Annotated in this window: 13 protein-coding genes and 2 tRNA genes; 6 read left to right on the forward strand and 9 right to left on the reverse strand. The window is 31.8% G+C overall.

What is annotated here, in order from left to right:
* The first annotated feature begins 2 nt into the window (after nucleotides 1–2).
* The 3 genes from B6S12_RS02880 (at nucleotide 3) to polA (ending at nucleotide 4,145) form a co-directional block, all read left to right on the forward strand.
* Complete coding sequence (locus B6S12_RS02880) at nucleotides 3–497, forward strand: c-type cytochrome (protein WP_111229318.1); 495 nt, start codon at nucleotides 3–5, stop codon at nucleotides 495–497.
* Nucleotides 498–723: 226 nt separating this feature from the next.
* A complete protein-coding gene (locus B6S12_RS02885; protein WP_111229319.1) occupies nucleotides 724–1,470 on the forward strand; it encodes a TerC family protein in 747 nt (248 codons plus the stop codon).
* Between the two features lie 2 nt (nucleotides 1,471–1,472).
* The gene (gene polA, locus B6S12_RS02890; RefSeq protein ID WP_111229320.1) at nucleotides 1,473–4,145 is read left to right on the forward strand and encodes a DNA polymerase I; all 2,673 of its coding nucleotides are present in this window, start codon (nucleotides 1,473–1,475) and stop codon (nucleotides 4,143–4,145) included.
* Between the two features lie 13 nt (nucleotides 4,146–4,158).
* Here the strand turns inward: polA and B6S12_RS02895 are convergent, their stop codons facing one another.
* The 4 genes from B6S12_RS02895 to htpG form a co-directional block, all read right to left on the reverse strand.
* Nucleotides 4,159–4,842 carry a metallophosphoesterase gene (locus tag B6S12_RS02895; protein WP_111229321.1) on the reverse strand — a complete coding sequence of 228 codons (684 nt, stop codon included), beginning with the start codon at nucleotides 4,840–4,842 and terminating at the stop codon, nucleotides 4,159–4,161.
* A gap of 184 nt (nucleotides 4,843–5,026) precedes the next feature.
* Nucleotides 5,027–5,103: transfer RNA gene (locus B6S12_RS02900), tRNA-His, on the reverse strand.
* Between the two features lie 27 nt (nucleotides 5,104–5,130).
* Nucleotides 5,131–5,208: transfer RNA gene (locus B6S12_RS02905), tRNA-Pro, on the reverse strand.
* Nucleotides 5,209–5,296: 88 nt separating this feature from the next.
* The gene (gene htpG, locus B6S12_RS02910; RefSeq protein WP_111229322.1) at nucleotides 5,297–7,183 is read right to left on the reverse strand and encodes a molecular chaperone HtpG; all 1,887 of its coding nucleotides are present in this window, start codon (nucleotides 7,181–7,183) and stop codon (nucleotides 5,297–5,299) included.
* A 188-nt stretch (nucleotides 7,184–7,371) separates the two neighbouring features.
* Here htpG and B6S12_RS02915 point away from each other — a divergent pair, with 188 nt between their 5' ends.
* The 3 genes from B6S12_RS02915 (at nucleotide 7,372) to B6S12_RS02925 (ending at nucleotide 10,879) form a co-directional block, all read left to right on the forward strand.
* Nucleotides 7,372–8,325, forward strand: coding sequence for a hypothetical protein (locus B6S12_RS02915; protein WP_111229323.1), 954 nt, complete (start codon nucleotides 7,372–7,374; stop codon nucleotides 8,323–8,325).
* Nucleotides 8,326–8,441: 116 nt separating this feature from the next.
* Complete coding sequence (ccoG, locus tag B6S12_RS02920) at nucleotides 8,442–9,821, forward strand: cytochrome c oxidase accessory protein CcoG (RefSeq protein ID WP_111229324.1); 1,380 nt, start codon at nucleotides 8,442–8,444, stop codon at nucleotides 9,819–9,821.
* Complete coding sequence (locus B6S12_RS02925) at nucleotides 9,818–10,879, forward strand: AI-2E family transporter (RefSeq protein WP_111229325.1); 1,062 nt, start codon at nucleotides 9,818–9,820, stop codon at nucleotides 10,877–10,879. The genes ccoG and B6S12_RS02925 overlap by 4 nt, the downstream gene beginning before the upstream one ends.
* A 637-nt stretch (nucleotides 10,880–11,516) precedes the next feature.
* Here the strand turns inward: B6S12_RS02925 and B6S12_RS02930 are convergent.
* From B6S12_RS02930 to B6S12_RS02950, 5 genes are read right to left on the reverse strand one after another with little or no spacing between them, the layout of a single operon-like run.
* Entirely contained in the window at nucleotides 11,517–12,419 is a 903-nt protein-coding gene (locus B6S12_RS02930; RefSeq protein WP_111229326.1) for a hypothetical protein, read from the reverse strand.
* Nucleotides 12,412–13,485 carry a chorismate synthase gene (aroC, locus tag B6S12_RS02935; RefSeq protein ID WP_111229327.1) on the reverse strand — a complete coding sequence of 358 codons (1,074 nt, stop codon included), beginning with the start codon at nucleotides 13,483–13,485 and terminating at the stop codon, nucleotides 12,412–12,414. The genes B6S12_RS02930 and aroC overlap by 8 nt, the downstream gene beginning before the upstream one ends.
* Nucleotides 13,482–14,159 carry a ribonuclease III gene (gene rnc, locus B6S12_RS02940; protein ID WP_111229328.1) on the reverse strand — a complete coding sequence of 226 codons (678 nt, stop codon included), beginning with the start codon at nucleotides 14,157–14,159 and terminating at the stop codon, nucleotides 13,482–13,484. The genes aroC and rnc overlap by 4 nt, the downstream gene beginning before the upstream one ends.
* Entirely contained in the window at nucleotides 14,137–14,592 is a 456-nt protein-coding gene (gene rnhA, locus B6S12_RS02945) for a ribonuclease HI (protein WP_111229329.1), read from the reverse strand. Before rnhA ends, rnc begins: the two co-directional genes overlap by 23 nt.
* Nucleotides 14,567–15,613, reverse strand: coding sequence for a tetratricopeptide repeat protein (locus tag B6S12_RS02950; RefSeq protein ID WP_111229330.1), 1,047 nt, complete (start codon nucleotides 15,611–15,613; stop codon nucleotides 14,567–14,569). The genes rnhA and B6S12_RS02950 overlap by 26 nt, the downstream gene beginning before the upstream one ends.
* Nucleotides 15,614–15,662: the final 49 nt, after the last annotated feature.

Genomic DNA, 15,662 nt, shown 5'->3' on the forward strand with positions numbered 1-15,662 from the left:
GAATGAAGAAAATTCTTTTGGCAGGTTTGTTTTTTATAGGTGCACTTTATGCAAAAGAATGTGTTTGTTTTGAGCTAGAGGGAGAGTTCGGAGAGGAAATCAAGGCAATTTTGCAAAAATATTCTAAGAATTTAGGCTCTAAAGATATTAAAGTAGTAAGAGAAGATGCAGACTTGAGTGTGCAAGAGAAGAGTTTTGTAGATAGTCTTTTGGGAACTGGAAATGTTGCTAGCAATGATCCAACTTACAACCTAGAAAATGGTAAAAAGAAATATGAGAGAGATTGCGCAAGTTGCCATGGTAAAAATGGAGAGATTTCTGTAGCTAAAAAAGCTCCTATTAATACTTGGAAAGCTCAAGATATTGCAGATGAGATTAAAACTTATCAAAACCAAACTTTTGAAGGACAATCAAGATTTGTTAAAAATCAGATTTCACAACGCTACACTAAAAAAGATATGCTAGATATCGGACATTATATTGAAACTTTAAAATAAACTTTATAGAATTAAACCCTAATTGTAAAAATGGGGTTTAGTTAGCTTTTTAGTTTAGCAAAATCATATGCTTACTTTTTGGTATTTTGAATTTTTGACATAAAAACTTATTATAAAATAATCTTTTCTCACCAAAGAACTATTGTTAGAGAAATGCTTTGTTAGATTATCTTTTAAGAAAAAAATCTTTACAATTACTTTTTATTTTTTACTTAAAAGGATGATGATGTTTGAATGGATAGTAAGTCCAGAAATGTGGATAGCTTTAGCTACCTTAATTGCTTTAGAGATTGTTTTGGGGATTGATAATATTATTTTTATTGCAATTTTGGTGGGCAGATTACCCAAAGAACAAAGGCAAAGGGCTAGAATATTTGGGCTTAGCTTAGCAATGGCAACAAGAGTTTTATTGTTACTTTCACTTTTTTGGATTATGAAGCTAACAGAACCTTTATTTAGTGTTTTTAATCAAGAAATTTCAGGGCGTGATATTATTTTGATTTTGGGAGGATTGTTTTTGATTGCAAAATCCACTCTTGAGATTCATCATGATATAGACAATGCAGGAGAAAAAAGCGATGAAGAAACTTTAAAAGAGGGTGCCAAAAAAGGCTTTTTTGCCGTGCTTATTCAAATTGCTATTTTAGATATTGTATTTTCACTAGATTCTGTGATTACTGCTGTGGGTATGGTGAGTAATATTGAGATTATGATTATTGCTGTGATTGTGGCAGTGGGTGTTATGATGGTTGCAAGCAAGAGCATTTCAGAGTTCGTAGAGGATAATCCTACCATTAAGATTTTAGCTTTGGCGTTTTTGATATTGGTTGGGGTGACTTTAGTGGCAGAAGGCTTAGAGTTTCATATCTCAAAAGGCTATATTTATTTTGCTATGGCATTTTCTTTGGGTGTGGAATCTATTAATATTTATATTAAAAAGAAACATCTTAAAACAACACAAAATAGGGATTAAATTTGAAAACACTCACTATTATTGATACTTTTGGATTTTTGTTTAGGAGCTATTTTGCACTTCCGCCTTTAAAAAATAGTGCAGGATTTCCAACAGGATTGCTTTTTGGATTTGCTAAGCTTATAGCACAGCTCCATAGGGAATATCCAGAAGATTATTTGGTGTTTGCCCTTGATAGTGGGGGGGAGAATTTTAGAAAAAAAATTGATCCAAACTATAAAGCAAACCGTCCAGAAGCTCCAGAAGATTTAAAGCTTCAACTAGGGGTGGCTATTAAATGGGTAGAGCTTATGGGGTTTAGAAATATTAAAATTGAGGGTTATGAGGCAGATGATGTAATAGCTTCTATTAATGAAAAAGCTAATAAAATGAACATTAATGTGAGAATTATTAGCCATGATAAGGATTTGTATCAGTTAATTGATGGAGATACCTTTTTGTTTGATCCTAAAAATAAAAAAGAAATTAGAGAGGAAGAGTGTAAAGAAAAATATGGTATTTTGCCTAGACAATTTGTAGATTATCAAAGCATTGTAGGGGATAGTGCAGATAATGTTCCAGGAGTTAAGGGAATAGGTGCTAAGGGAGCTATGAATTTGTTATTAGCTTATGATAGTTTAGAAGGGATTTATGAAAATCTTAATAATATTTCTCCTAATAGAACAAAAATGCTCCTAGAGGCTTCTAGGGAGGACGCATACCGTTCAAGAGAGCTTGTTAGATTAAAAAGGGATTTATTAGAAGATTTTAGTTTGGAAAATTGTGAAATGCCAAAAGAATCTCCTTTGTATAAAATTGTTAAAGAGCTTGAAGAATACGAACTACATCAAATTTTAAAATCTCTAAAACTTAACAAAAAAACGCAAGTTACGCAAAAAGAAAACACACTAAGCAGTTTTAGTTATAGCGTGAGGCTTGTAAATCAAGACGAAGAGCTTTTAAAATTGATTGAAAAAATTACTCCCCAAACTATGGTTTCTTATGATAGTGAAACGACTTCTTTAGATGTTAGAGAAGCTAAGATTGTAGGGTTTTCTTTTAGTTTTGATGGAAATGAGGCTTATTATGCACCTATGGCACATAACTATTTAGGGGTGGAGGAGCAGATAAGCCACCAATGTGCTTTAAAATTTATAGAGGCGATTTTTTCAAAAGCCAAAAGAGTGATAGGGCATAATTTAAAATATGATTTGGAAATTTTGAGAACCAATTTTGGTTTTGTCTTAGAGGATTATTCTAAAATAGGCGATAGTATGCTCTTAGGCTGGCTTTTGCAAAGTGATGGTTTGTGTGGATTAGATCCACTGATGAAAAAATATTTTAACCACCAAATGATTTCCTATGAAGATGTTGTCTTAAAGAATGAAAATTTTTCACAAATACAAATATCTAGTGCTGCAAAATATGCTAGTGAGGATGCTGCAGCTTGCTATCAGTTGTATTGTAAATTAGAAAAACTCATTGATGATGCTAATCTTTTAAGTTTGGCACACACTTTAGAGTTCCCATTTATTCAAACACTTATTGAAATGGAGCTCAATGGAATTACACTAGATGTGTCTTATTTAAAAGGTTTAAAGATAGAATTTAGAGACAAACTTGCAATGCTCTCTCATGAAATTTATACGCTTGCAGAACGCACTTTTAATATTAATTCTCCACAACAATTAGCAGAAGTGCTTTTTGAGGATTTAAAACTAACCACTACTAAAAAAACAAAATCAGGCTTTAGCACAAAAGAAGCGGTTTTGCAATCTTTATACAAAGAACATCCTATTATTCCTAAAATTTTAGAATATAGAGAGATTTTTAAGCTTTTTAGCACTTATATTGAACCTCTTTTGCAATATGCACTTAGCAATAAAGAGCATAGAGTGTATGCTTCATTTATGCAGACGGGGACTAGCACAGGAAGACTTAGTTCTAAAAATCCCAATTTACAAAACATCCCTGTTAAAACAATGCAAGGAAGAAAAATAAGAGAAGGATTTATAGCAAGTGAAGGTTGTGTGCTTTTTAGTTTGGATTATTCACAAATTGAATTAAGACTTTTGGCACATTTTTCGCAAGATTCTGCTATGATAAAAGCTTTTATGGAAGATGAAGATATTCATTTAGAAACTGCAAAGAAGATTTTTGGTGATAGTGTGGCAAAAGAGAAGAGAAATATTGCAAAAAGTATTAATTTTGGCTTGATTTATGGAATGGGACCTAAAAAGCTTTCAGAGACGCTTAATATTACTTTTCAAGAGGCAAAAACCTATATCCAAAATTATTTCCAAAGTTTCCCAACTGTTAAGGATTTTTTGAAAAATCAAGAAGATTTTATTTTAGAAAATGGATATTCCAAAACACTTTTTGGCAGGAAGCGTAGTTTTGATTTTAATGGAGTTCAAGAATATCAAAAAGCTGCATTTTTAAGGGAAGGTATTAATGCGATTTTTCAAGGGAGTGCGGCAGATATTATCAAAAAGGCAATGAAGAAAATTGTAGAAAGCAAGTTAGAATCTAAATTGCTTTTGCAAGTGCATGATGAATTGATTTTTGAAGTGCAAAAAGATAAGGTAGAGAAAGAAGCGAAAGAAATTAGTGCTATTATGGAGGGAATAGCACAGCTTAGGGTTCCTCTAAAGTGTTCTTTGAGCGTTGGAAAACACTGGGGTGAATTAAAATAAGAAGGAGTTTTGGTTACCCACAGTATTTTTGAGAGTAGATTTTTTTGCTAGGCCATTCTAATGCACTAAGAGAGGCATTGTCTAGCTTTTTGAAATAAACACAGCCTGTATCAATAGCAGCAAAGTTTTTAGTAAGTAAAACTTGATTTTGCACATCATGTCCAAAGATATTAAAAACTCCATAATCCTTTTTACATTCCTTTTCTATATTGTGCATTTTAAGCCTATTCCAAGTAAGTTCGCTTTGCTTCTCTTCTCGTTCTTTAAAAAAAGGCAATCCAAAACCATGTGTGATAAAAGGATTGAAACCATTTTCACAAGGGTGTTCTAAAAGCAAAAAACGGGGTAAAGTTAAAAGCCAATCTAAGTGTTCGTGGATTTTATGCAATCCCCCCTTATTTTTATAGCTTTCCATTGTTTCATAGCCTCCATTGCTAATCCATATTTTGTTGTAGCCTTTTTGTGGGATTGCATGATAGTATTCAAGCATTAATTCTTCGTGATTTCCAAGCACGCAAGCATAATTGTTTTGAATAACTAAATCAATCACTTCGCAAGATTTTGTCCCTCTATCAATCAAATCACCTGTAAAAATTAGTTTGGAGTCCCATTTTTTAGGGAGTTTTTCTATTAATGCACAAAGTGTATCAAAACAGCCATGCACATCACCAATTACATAAAAAGGCTCTTTTTGCATTTTAGCTTCCTTGCTAGGTTAATTTTGCTAATTTAGAGTTATTGTATAAAAAAAATCTTTATTCTTTGATTTGGAAGTCTATTTTATGTCAAAATAAAATCTTTTTAATAAAAATGTAATAAAAGAAATTAGTAATTATTTTGCTTTTTTATAAAAAGGCTGATTGTGAGGTTTATAAATTTAGTGGGGTGGGCGATGGGAATCGAACCCACGACCCTCAGGACCACAATCTGATGCTCTAACCGACTGAGCTACGCCCACCACTTGAAAGATTTAAAAAATAAAAGATGGTCGGGGCGAAAGGATTCGAACCTTCGACCCCTTGGTCCCAAACCAAGTGCGCTAACCAGACTGCGCTACGCCCCGACAAGTAATTTTAATCAATAAAGGCGGAATTATAATCTTTTAAAACTTAATTGTCAAGCCCCCTAAAGAGAATAGGGGGGAGATTTTATTAAAAACTATTTTGTAAAAGTGAATTTAAGCGTTTTACAAAGGTATTTACATCTTTTAATTTTCCACCTTCTAAGAGTTTGGCTTCCTCTAATAAAAGATAGGCTACTTCTGCATTTTTGGCTTCGTTAGAACTCTCTAGGAGTTTTTGTAAAATGATATGGTTTGGATTGAGTTCTAAAATAGGTTTTGGTTCAGGCATATCAGCACCCATTCCCATAGCACCCATTTGTTTCATCATTTTCATCATAGCAGCATTTGGATCATCTACATCTGCCACTATACAAGAGGGGGCATCTACCAATCTTGTGCTTAAACGCACTTCTTTTACCTCTCCTTCTAGTGTTTTTGTGAAACTATCTAGTAGAGGTTGGAATTTGTTTTTTATCTCTTCGCTTAGTGTGTTAGCTCCGATTTCTTCCATCGCTTCTTTGCTGGTGATGCTTCTAAGTGGGGTTTTTTCAAATTCATGCACCATAGGCATAACAATTCCATCAATCTCATCGCTAAAGAAAAGAACTTCAATGTCTTTTTGTTTATATCCTTCAAGCAAAGGCGAATTTTTAAGTAGCTCTAAATCTTCTCCTTGTAGGTAATAAATAGATTTTTGATCCTCTTTCATTCTTTCTTTATATGTTTTAAAAGATATTTCTTTATCTTCACTTTTGCTAGAGCTAAATCTTAAGAATTCTAATAATTTTTCTTTGTTTTCAAAATCGCTATAAACACCTTCTTTTAGACATCTTCCAAATTCTTTATAGAATTTTATATATTTTTCTTCATCTTTTTGTAAAGATTCAATTTCGCTTAGAATCTTCTTGGTAGAAGCAGACTTAATAGTTGCTAAAATTTTATTTTGTTGCAAGATTTCTCTGCTTACATTTAATGGTAAATCTTCGCTATCTATAATCCCTCTTACAAAGCGTAAATAAGAAGGTAAAAGTTCTTTGTCATCATCAGTTATAAATACTCTTTTTACATAGAGCTTTACACCAGATTTATAATCTACTCTATAAAGATCAAAAGGTGCATTTTGTGGGATATAAAATAAAGTAGTATATTCTAGGCTACCTTCTACTTTTGTATGAATCCAAGATAAAGGATCAGCTCCATCATAGCTTAGAGATTTGTAAAATTCTTTATATTCCTCTTCCTTTAAATCTTTTTTGGAAACTCTCCATAGGGCAGATGCCTTGTTGATTTGTTCATTTTTTTCTTCAATAATTTCTTTTTTAGAGTCGCCCTCACCCTCTGTTTTAGTTTCTGTGTAGTGCAGAAAGATTGGGAATGGAATATGATCAGAATATTTTTTGATAATTTCTTCTATTCTCCAGCGACTTGTAAATTCTTTCTCATCTTCTTTAAGGTAGAGTTTAATCTCGCTACCATGAGAATCTTTTGTGCATTTTTCAATCTCAAACTCACCACTACCATCACTAATCCACGCATAAGCTTGTTCTTCTCCTGCTTTTTTGGTGGTTACAATAATTTTGCTAGCTACCATAAATGCTGAATAAAATCCAACACCAAATTGTCCAATCAGTGCAGAATCTTTTTTCTTATCACCACTTAATTTAGATAGGAAGTTTTTTGTTCCGCTTTTTGCAATCGTTCCTAGATTTTCAATGAGATCTTGCTCATTCATTCCTATACCACTATCGCTAATAGTGAGAATATTTTTTTCACTATCAAAGCTGATGTCAATTTTTGGGGTAAAAGAAAATGATTTTAGTTTTTCGTCCGTTAGAGTGAGGTATTGTAGTTTATCTAATGCGTCTGAAGCATTGCTTACAAGCTCACGCAAAAAGATTTCTTTATTAGAATATAAAGAATGTATCATTAAATCTAAAAGTTGATTAACTTCTGTTTGGAAAGTATGTTTTGCCATCTTAGTTCTCCTTAAAAATTTTGCAAAATTATAACAGATAAAGTTTTAAATTGCAAGAAACTTTATATTAATAGACTAAACTTTATTGATATTATTGTATATAATTATTACCTAAATCTACAAAAATAAAACATAAAAAATTTATGGAATAAAAAATGCTTGTATTTCTGTAAAATAAGGAGTTTAAAATGCGTTTAGAAAAAAATAATGTCTCATTACAACCTGCGTATAATACTGTTGATAAAAAACAAGCTTCAAATGCCTTTGCAGATTTTTTTGCCCTGCAAAATGCAATTTTAGAAAGTAAAAAACCTAAAAAAACTTTAGAGAATTTTAAGCCAGATTCCGAAGTTTTGGCAAATATTTTTGGAGGTGCAATTTATGATAGTAAAACTTCTTTTTTGCAAGATGAGAAAAAAGGGATTAAGCCAAAAGATGAGGAGCAAAACCCTTTTTCTTACCCTAGAAGTTTTGAAGTTTTAAAAGACTTGATGGAAGAAAAAATAGAAGAATATTTTGCTAAAAATCAAGATGAGAGCGATGCAAGATTGCAATTAATGTTAGCTTATAAGCAAGAATTTGAAGATTTTCCACATTTTATGGAAGAATTAAAAGAAAAAGCCACACAAAGTGCAGAATTGTTTGCTTCTTTAACGCCTGATAAATTGCAAGAACAAAAAGATATTTATTTTACAAGAGCACAAGATTTGCAAGAAAGTATTTTTGAATTTAGTGCAGGAGCGATGAAAGGACTTGATTTTATTGATAGCTTTTTTGGATTGATTGAGAAGGATCTTAGTGTTAGAGAAAAAGAACTTTTAATAGACCATGCACAGATTTTTCAGAATTATTGGTATAAGCAAACAGGTGGAGATGAGAGAAAGATTACTTTAAATAATGGAATGGTTTATGAAGGTGATGTGGGAGAAAAAGTGGGCGGTTTTAATCTAATTACTAGCAATTTACTTTATGCATATAGAGAAAAAACATTAGAAGATGACACAAAACAATGTGTTTTAGCAGTTTTTGACAAAATGGCAAAAAGTGGGGAACAACTACCAGCAAATATCCATTCTGATATTGTAGCCTCACTAGATTTTAATGATAGGGGATATAAGCTTGTAGGTGCTGTGGTGCAATAAAGTGATTAAATCACAAAGGGATAATAATTGATTTATAAAGATATTTAATTTTATTTTTTTTTTGGATTAAATGAGTATCATTATGGTAAAAATACTTAAAAAGAATGGAGTTTGAAATGTCCTCTTCACTAGAGAAGATGTCTATTTATTTTAAAAAGCGTTATGTGATGTATTTCATCACTACAATTGTGGTTTTTTGTGTTCCTTTTATTCAGATTAATGGGAATCAAATTTTTCTTTTGTCTTTTGATCATAAGCAGTTGCATTTGTTGGGGGTATCTTTTGATATGCAAGAATTGTATATGATGCCCTTTTTGTTGATTTTAATGTTTTTGTTTATCTTTTTTATTACTACGCTTGCAGGGCGTGTATGGTGTGGATGGGCTTGTCCGCAGACTATTTTTAGGGTGATTTATAGAGATTTGATTGAAACTAAGCTTCTAAAGCTTAGAAAAAGAAGAGAAAATAAACAAATAGAGCCAGATATGAGTCTTGGGATTAATAAGCTTAAAAAAGCAATTGCTCTTTTTATATGGGTGGTGCTTTCATTTTTAGCAGCTTCTAATTTTATGTGGTATTTTGTGCCACCAGCAGATTTTTTTGCTTATTTAAAAGAACCGCTAGAGCATGAATATTTATTGATTTTTCTTATTGGAATTGCTATTTTCTTAATAGCTGATATTGTGTGGATTAAAGAAAATTTTTGTATTTATATGTGTCCTTATAGTCGTGTGCAAAGCGTATTGTATGACAATGATACAATTATGACTGTTTATGATTATAAAAGAGGAGGGGCAGTTTTTGATCCTAAAGGGATTAAAATGTGGAAAAAGCCAGAGATAGCGAATGCAGAATGCACGGGTTGTGAGGCTTGTGTTAAGATATGCCCTACGCATATTGATATTAGAAAGGGAATGCAACTTGAATGTATTAATTGTCTTGAATGTGCAGATGCTTGCACAAAAGTTATGGGGAAACTTGGTAAGGAAACTTTGATTTCTTGGACAAGTCCGCAATCTATTGATACAAGAGACAAGGTAAAATACTTTAGATTTAAAACAGTAGCATATTTAGTGGTAATGCTAATTGCTTTTGTGGGACTTGTATTTATGGGTTCAGGAAAAGAAAATATGTTGCTCAATATTAATCGCGATCAGGGTTCTCTCTATACTATTAGAGATAATAAAAATGTGGAGAATGCCTATATATTTTTAGTGCAGAATACAAATCAAGAAGCTTATAAATTTTATTTTGAAATTGAGAATGAGAATATTAAAATTAAGCGTCCATTAAAGCCTTTTAAAGTAGAGCCTGGAGAAAAATCAAAACAAGTTGTTGTTTTATATACAGATACTAATTTAAGTCAAGAGGACAAAAAAGATACTGCAATTCCGATTAAAATTAGGGCTTACGCACTTGATTCTAAAGAAAAGATTGAAGTAGAAAGAACTAGCGTATTTATTTATCCACCAAAAGAAGTTATGGATAAAAAATGAGTATAGCTAGAAGAAATTATTTTTTTCTTATCGCTTTTCTTCTAACAATTCTTGCACTTTTTAAACTTTATTTGCCATTTTTGGCAAATATGCTAGTAGCATTTTTACTTTTTATTGCCACACATGTTTTATACCGCTTTTTATTGCAGAAAATTAAAAATAATTTTTTAACCTCATTTTTGCTAACTACATTACTTGTTCTTTTATGCTTTGTGCCTTTGGTGTATATGGGGATAAATTTTGCAAATTTGGCAAAAAATTTTGATTTTGGTAATTTTCAAAATTTTATTATGGATAGTCATTTAAAAATTATTACTTTTTTTAATTCAAGTTTGGAGTATTTGCCAGATGAGATTAGCTTGCAAGCTAGGGAGTGGATTGCAGCATTTGACAAGTTAGATTATGCAGAAATTTTTAAGCAAATTTTGAACTTTTTTGCAGGATTAGGAAAAAATGGCATTTCTTTTTTAAGCGATGCGGTGATTGTGGTGATATTTTTGTTTTTCTTTTATTTTTATGGCGATAGAGTGGGGAGATTTTTTTTAAGTCTTGTGCCATTTAGTGCTAATGAAGTGAAGTCTATTTATGAAGAAGTGAGTGCGGTGATTAGCATTGTTTTTTACTCTTCTATTTTGTCAATGATGTTGCAAGGAATTTTATTTGCAATTTTAATGATGTTTTATGGTTATAATGCGACTCTTTTGGGGATTTTTTATGGGTTTGCTTCTTTGGTGCCAATTGTGGGAGGAGGATTAGTGTTTATACCTATTGCTTTGTATGAACTGTATTTGGGAAATATTGCAGGGGCAATTATTATTTCTTTGTATTCTATGATTGTGATTGCAACTCTAGCAGATAATGGCTTAAAGCCTTTGATTATTGCATTTATTAATAGAAAGCTTGTTAAAACCCCTGTTATGATTAATGAAATGCTTATTTTCTTTGCAATTATTGCAGGGCTTTCTAGTTTTGGTTTTTGGGGAATTATTTTAGGCCCTGCCATTACCGCACTTTTTATAGCACTTTTAAGGCTTTATCAAAAGTATTCACTAAATTGAGCCAGAAGTGCTTTGTGGGGGAGTTTAGGTTTATGTAGATTATATTTGCTACTGTAAGCAAATATAAAACTTTTAAATGATAATTTAAAATAATTTTTGTAATGCAAAATGTGGTGTATTGCTAGGTTTTTTATCGCCACAAAGCTTTTATAAAAGGCTGAAGTAATCTATTGTTATTTTATCTTTATTGCAAGCAAATATGAAATATTTGCGCGAAAATCTCTTTTAATTTTATATAATTTTTCCTCATTGTGAGAGCCTTTAGGATTGTAGCAATCTAAGATTTATCTTTATTTTTTAGACTGCTATACTTGCTTTGCTTTATTTGTAGTGACAGAGCTATCATATTTATATTCTATTTGGATTGTTTGGATTGCCTTGTAAGTTTTATTGTTGGGTAGTGAAGTTTAAATCGCTACACTCTTATGCCTTTAAAGCTTATAAAAAGAAAGCATTATATATTTGAAATTATAAAATAAGAGAATGTGAAGAAGCAATGTATTTTGTGGGGAGTTTTTGAGCTATTATGGTGGTGCAAAGTTATTTTTAATTTCAATATCAAAGAGATATTGTGTAAAATATACAGTTTTGATATTGGATTTAAGTAGAATGCTTTGTGGAATTTGATAATTTTATATTAGCTAAGTATTTTTTGAATACATTTTTTCCAAGCACCATTTGTTTTTAAGAGTTTTTGAGAGTTATTACGCAAATTTTGACGCATTTGTAAGTGTAAAATTGTAAGAAATTTCTCTTCTAATTGTGTTTGGAGTTGTATGTGGTTTAGTTTCCACACTTCTTGAATGCTTAAAATGCAATCTTTAAAGCCTTGAATATTACAAGCTTGATTTTGTGTGATTTCTAAAGCAATTGTTGGCACTCCACAGGCTAAAAGCTCTCCTAAAGTTTGCCCCCCAGCACTTATGCAAATATCCATTTCTTGCATAAGAAGTCGCATTTGTTTTGGAGTTAGATTATAATATGTTTTGATATTTGGAGATAATGGGGTTTTGCTAATGCAGTGGAGCTCTAAATTTGCCAAAAAGCTAAATGTGCTAATTTTGGGCAAAAGTCCTAAAATATCTTCCCCACCAAGACTTAAAAGAACTTTTTTTGGATTTTTAGAAAGTGGAGGAGGCATAGAATGGAGTGCTTTTAAAAATTCTTCTTGCAAAAGCATAAAGTCTTTGCCAATCCATAATCTACAATTTGGATAAACTTTTTGGTAAATTTTCAAATCTGCCCCAAAGGAACTATTTAAAATGATACTATTTTTGGGGTAGTTTAAGCGTAAAGTATCGTCAAAAAAAATGCAATTTTTGGAATAATTTTGTGCTTTTTGGTAAGCAGTTTGTAGTAATACATATGAATCAAGCACAAGAATATCACAAGGTGTTAAATTTTTCTCTAAAGTATCGCTTTGGAAAAAGGAGGTTTTTACTCCAAAGTGTTCTAGGAGCGATTGTAGGGCTTTTGTCCTGCTAATATGCCCAAATCCTACTCCATTACTACCATCAGCAAATAATAAAGCCTTAGCCATAGATTTTTTTAAGATTGTTTAGATTGCTAGAAGCATTTAATAAAAGCATATCTGCTAAAATTAAAGCTAACATAGATTGGCATACAATGCTACCTCTAATGGCAATGCAAGGATCATGTCTTCCTTTGATATTGCAAATACAAGCTTCGCCTTTGGTATTTTGCGTGTTCTGTGGTAAGAAAATACTAGGTGTTGGTTTAAAATGCACTTTGATAAGTATTTCTTCCCCATTGCTAATACCTCCTAAAATTCCACCGCTATTGTTACTAATAAAGCCTTTGCTATCCATAGTGTCATTATAGGATTTGCCATCATATTGACTACTTTTAGCACCTAGCCCAATTTCTACAGCCTTTACGCCATTTAGTCCCATAAATGCTTCACCTATCGCAGAATCTAATTTATGATAAAGAGGTTCTCCAAGTCCTGTGGGTAGATTGCTAGCACTAATTAGCACACTCCCACCTATACTATTGTGGGATTTTCTAATTTCTTCTAATAAGTCTTTTTGCAAAGGTTCTTTTTCTTTGTCTAAAGAAAAAATCTCGCTTTGCATAGCATAGGAATAATCAATATTTTTAGCTTCAATATTTCCTATACTATAAATACCGCCTTGGATTTTAATATCAAACTCTTTTAAAAGCATACTAGCAAAAGCACCTGCAGCTACTCTAGCAGCACTCTCTCTAGCACTTGCTCTCCCGCCTCCTCTATAATCTCTAATACCATATTTATGAAAATAAGTAAAATCTGCATGAGAAGGGCGAAAAATATCTTTAATATTGTCATAATCACTGCTTTTATTTTGGGAATTTTTAATAAAAAAGCCTATAGGAGTTCCAGTGCTAAAGCCTTCAAAAACGCCACTTAAAATTTGCACCTCATCTTCTTCTTTGCGTTGTGTGGAATAACGATTTAAGCCACCTTTGCGTCTTTGCATATGTTCTTTTAAGAGTTCTAAATCAATTTTAACATAAGAAGGCATTCCATCAATCACACCTCCTATTCCTTCCCCATGGCTTTCACCAAATGTGGTTAGTCTAAATCTTTCTCCAAATGTATTCAATGTTTTTCCTTTAAAGCTTCTAATGCAATTTTGGCACAATTTTGTTGGGCTTCTTTTTTGCTTTTGCCTTTAGAAGTTGCATATTCTTTACCATTTATCCAAACGCTCATTACAAACTCTTTATTGTGATCAGGACCTTTAGAATCTAGCATAATGTATTCAGGGGTGTTGCCAAAAATTGCTTGTGTGAGTTCTTGCAAAGCAGTTTTGTGATCATAAAAGAGTGCTTTTAAATCTATGGTAGGATAGACTTCTTTTAAGAGCCTATGAGTGATTTCTTGTGCAACTTTTAAGCCACTTTCTAAATAAATTGCACCAATGGTAGCTTCAAATGCGTTGGATAAGATTGAAGCTTTTTTGCGTCCCTCATTAGATTCTTCAGAATGGGATATGAAGAGGTATTTTCCAATTTGTAAATAATTAGCAAGTTTTGCAAAGGCTTTTTCATTAACCATAGAAGCACGCATTTTAGACAGCTCACCTTCTTTTGCATTGGGAAATTTTTTATATAAAAACTCTCCTATAATTAAATCTAATACCGCATCTCCTAAAAATTCCAATCTTTCATTATTGTGAGATTTTTTAGTGCTTTTATGTGTGAGAGCTTCTTTTAAAAGCTCTTGATTTTTAAATTGGTAATGTAAAATTTGTTCAAATTTCTTTAGTTGTTCCATAACCCATCCTTGCATTTTTGATTTTAAGTGCCTCTTGTTTTGCTATTTTATCACACTTTTCATTTTCTATATGTCCGCTATGGCCTTTTACCCACATAATTTCAATTTTGTGAGGTTTTGAAACTTCAATAAATTCACGCCAAAGATCAGGATTTTTAACATTTTTAAAATCTTTTTTAATCCAGTTTGGAAGCCATTTTGAAAGTCCATCTAAAACATAAGTAGAATCGCTTACTACTTTAACATAACAAGGCTCTTTTAAAGCTTTAAGAGAATTAATAAGGGCTTTTAATTCCATTTGATTATTGGTTGCATTACTTTCTCCACCGCTTATGATTTTTTCTTTGTCTTTGTAGCGTAAGATTCCACACCATCCACCATCTCCAGGATTTCCCAAAGAGGATCCATCACAAAAAAGAGTAACCCATTTCATGCTTTTTCTCTTTTAGAAAATTACGCACATGCATACTAAGGAGTTTTCCACAATGCGGACAGCGTTCAAAAAACAAAGGGCTAGAACCCTTACACTCTTGACAAAAATAATGGAATGCTAAATCTCCTTGAAAATTTTGTTTTTCTTTTAAAAGGCAAAGGACTTCTAGCTCAAAAGTTGCTTTTTTATTGGGTGTTAGAGCAAAATATCCTTTTGCTTCGTAAATGGAATTTAAAAGATTATGGGTTTGTGGAATTTTGGGTAAATCTTGTAAAGGTATATTCCATAAAATATCCAAAATATCCAAAATATCTTCCTCTTTTAAGTTAAAAACAATTTCCCAAAATTCTCGCGGATAGAAATCTTTTAAAAAGCTTAAGATTAATCTTAAAAGTTGTGGTTCTTGCTTTAGGAGCATAAGAAGTTTTTTAAGTGGAGAGTTTAGATTTTTGGCTTGTAAAATAAGGATTTTGCTTTTTAAATATGCACTTTGAAGCTTTGTGTCTCCTTTAAGTTCTTCAAGACAATCTGTGCTATTTAAGGCTTCTTGGTATTCTCCTAGTTCCTCTTGGATTTTAATAAGTTTTTCTAAAATATTTCCCATACGCGGATAATAGCGTAAGATTTCTAGGAAAATTTCCTTAGATCTTTTTAGGAAGCCTGCCTTATAGTAAGCTTCTCCTAAATACTCTAAAATAGGCACTTTGTCTAAGGGGTTTTTGGTGTATTCTAAAAGAGTGGTATAAAGGCGTATGGCTTTTTCATAATTGCCACTTTTTTGATACATATTTGCCATAAAGAGGATAGAAGAAGTAGGATTAGAACTTAAGGCTAAAAATTCCTTAGCCTCTTCATCAAAACCTACATAATCGTAATTTTGCATAAATTTAATAAGGGCACTTTTGCGTTTTTTGCTTGCAAAGTAGTTCCAATAATAACCAATTAAACTAGCAATACCTACTAAGAAAATAAAAACAATAATGCCAAACAAAGGATCTCTATAATCAATTTCCCAAAACAAATGCTTACCTATAAAACCAAAATTTTGTCTATATTATAGCAAAGAAATT

The sequence above is a fragment of the Helicobacter valdiviensis genome (genome assembly GCF_003245365.1).
Classification (GTDB): Bacteria; Campylobacterota; Campylobacteria; order Campylobacterales; family Helicobacteraceae; genus Helicobacter_D; species Helicobacter_D valdiviensis.

Coding starts and splice junctions, on each gene's coding strand:
- B6S12_RS02880 (WP_111229318.1), top strand. CDS start 3: ATGAAGAAAATTCTTTTGGCAGGTTTGTTTTTTATAGGTGCACTTTAT.
- B6S12_RS02885 (WP_111229319.1), top strand. CDS start 724: ATGTTTGAATGGATAGTAAGTCCAGAAATGTGGATAGCTTTAGCTACC.
- B6S12_RS02895 (WP_111229321.1), bottom strand. CDS start 4,842: ATGCAAAAAGAGCCTTTTTATGTAATTGGTGATGTGCATGGCTGTTTT.
- htpG (WP_111229322.1), bottom strand. CDS start 7,183: ATGGCAAAACATACTTTCCAAACAGAAGTTAATCAACTTTTAGATTTA.
- B6S12_RS02915 (WP_111229323.1), top strand. CDS start 7,372: ATGCGTTTAGAAAAAAATAATGTCTCATTACAACCTGCGTATAATACT.
- ccoG (WP_111229324.1), top strand. CDS start 8,442: ATGTCCTCTTCACTAGAGAAGATGTCTATTTATTTTAAAAAGCGTTAT.
- B6S12_RS02925 (WP_111229325.1), top strand. CDS start 9,818: ATGAGTATAGCTAGAAGAAATTATTTTTTTCTTATCGCTTTTCTTCTA.
- B6S12_RS02930 (WP_111229326.1), bottom strand. CDS start 12,419: ATGGCTAAGGCTTTATTATTTGCTGATGGTAGTAATGGAGTAGGATTT.
- rnc (WP_111229328.1), bottom strand. CDS start 14,159: ATGGAACAACTAAAGAAATTTGAACAAATTTTACATTACCAATTTAAA.
- rnhA (WP_111229329.1), bottom strand. CDS start 14,592: ATGAAATGGGTTACTCTTTTTTGTGATGGATCCTCTTTGGGAAATCCT.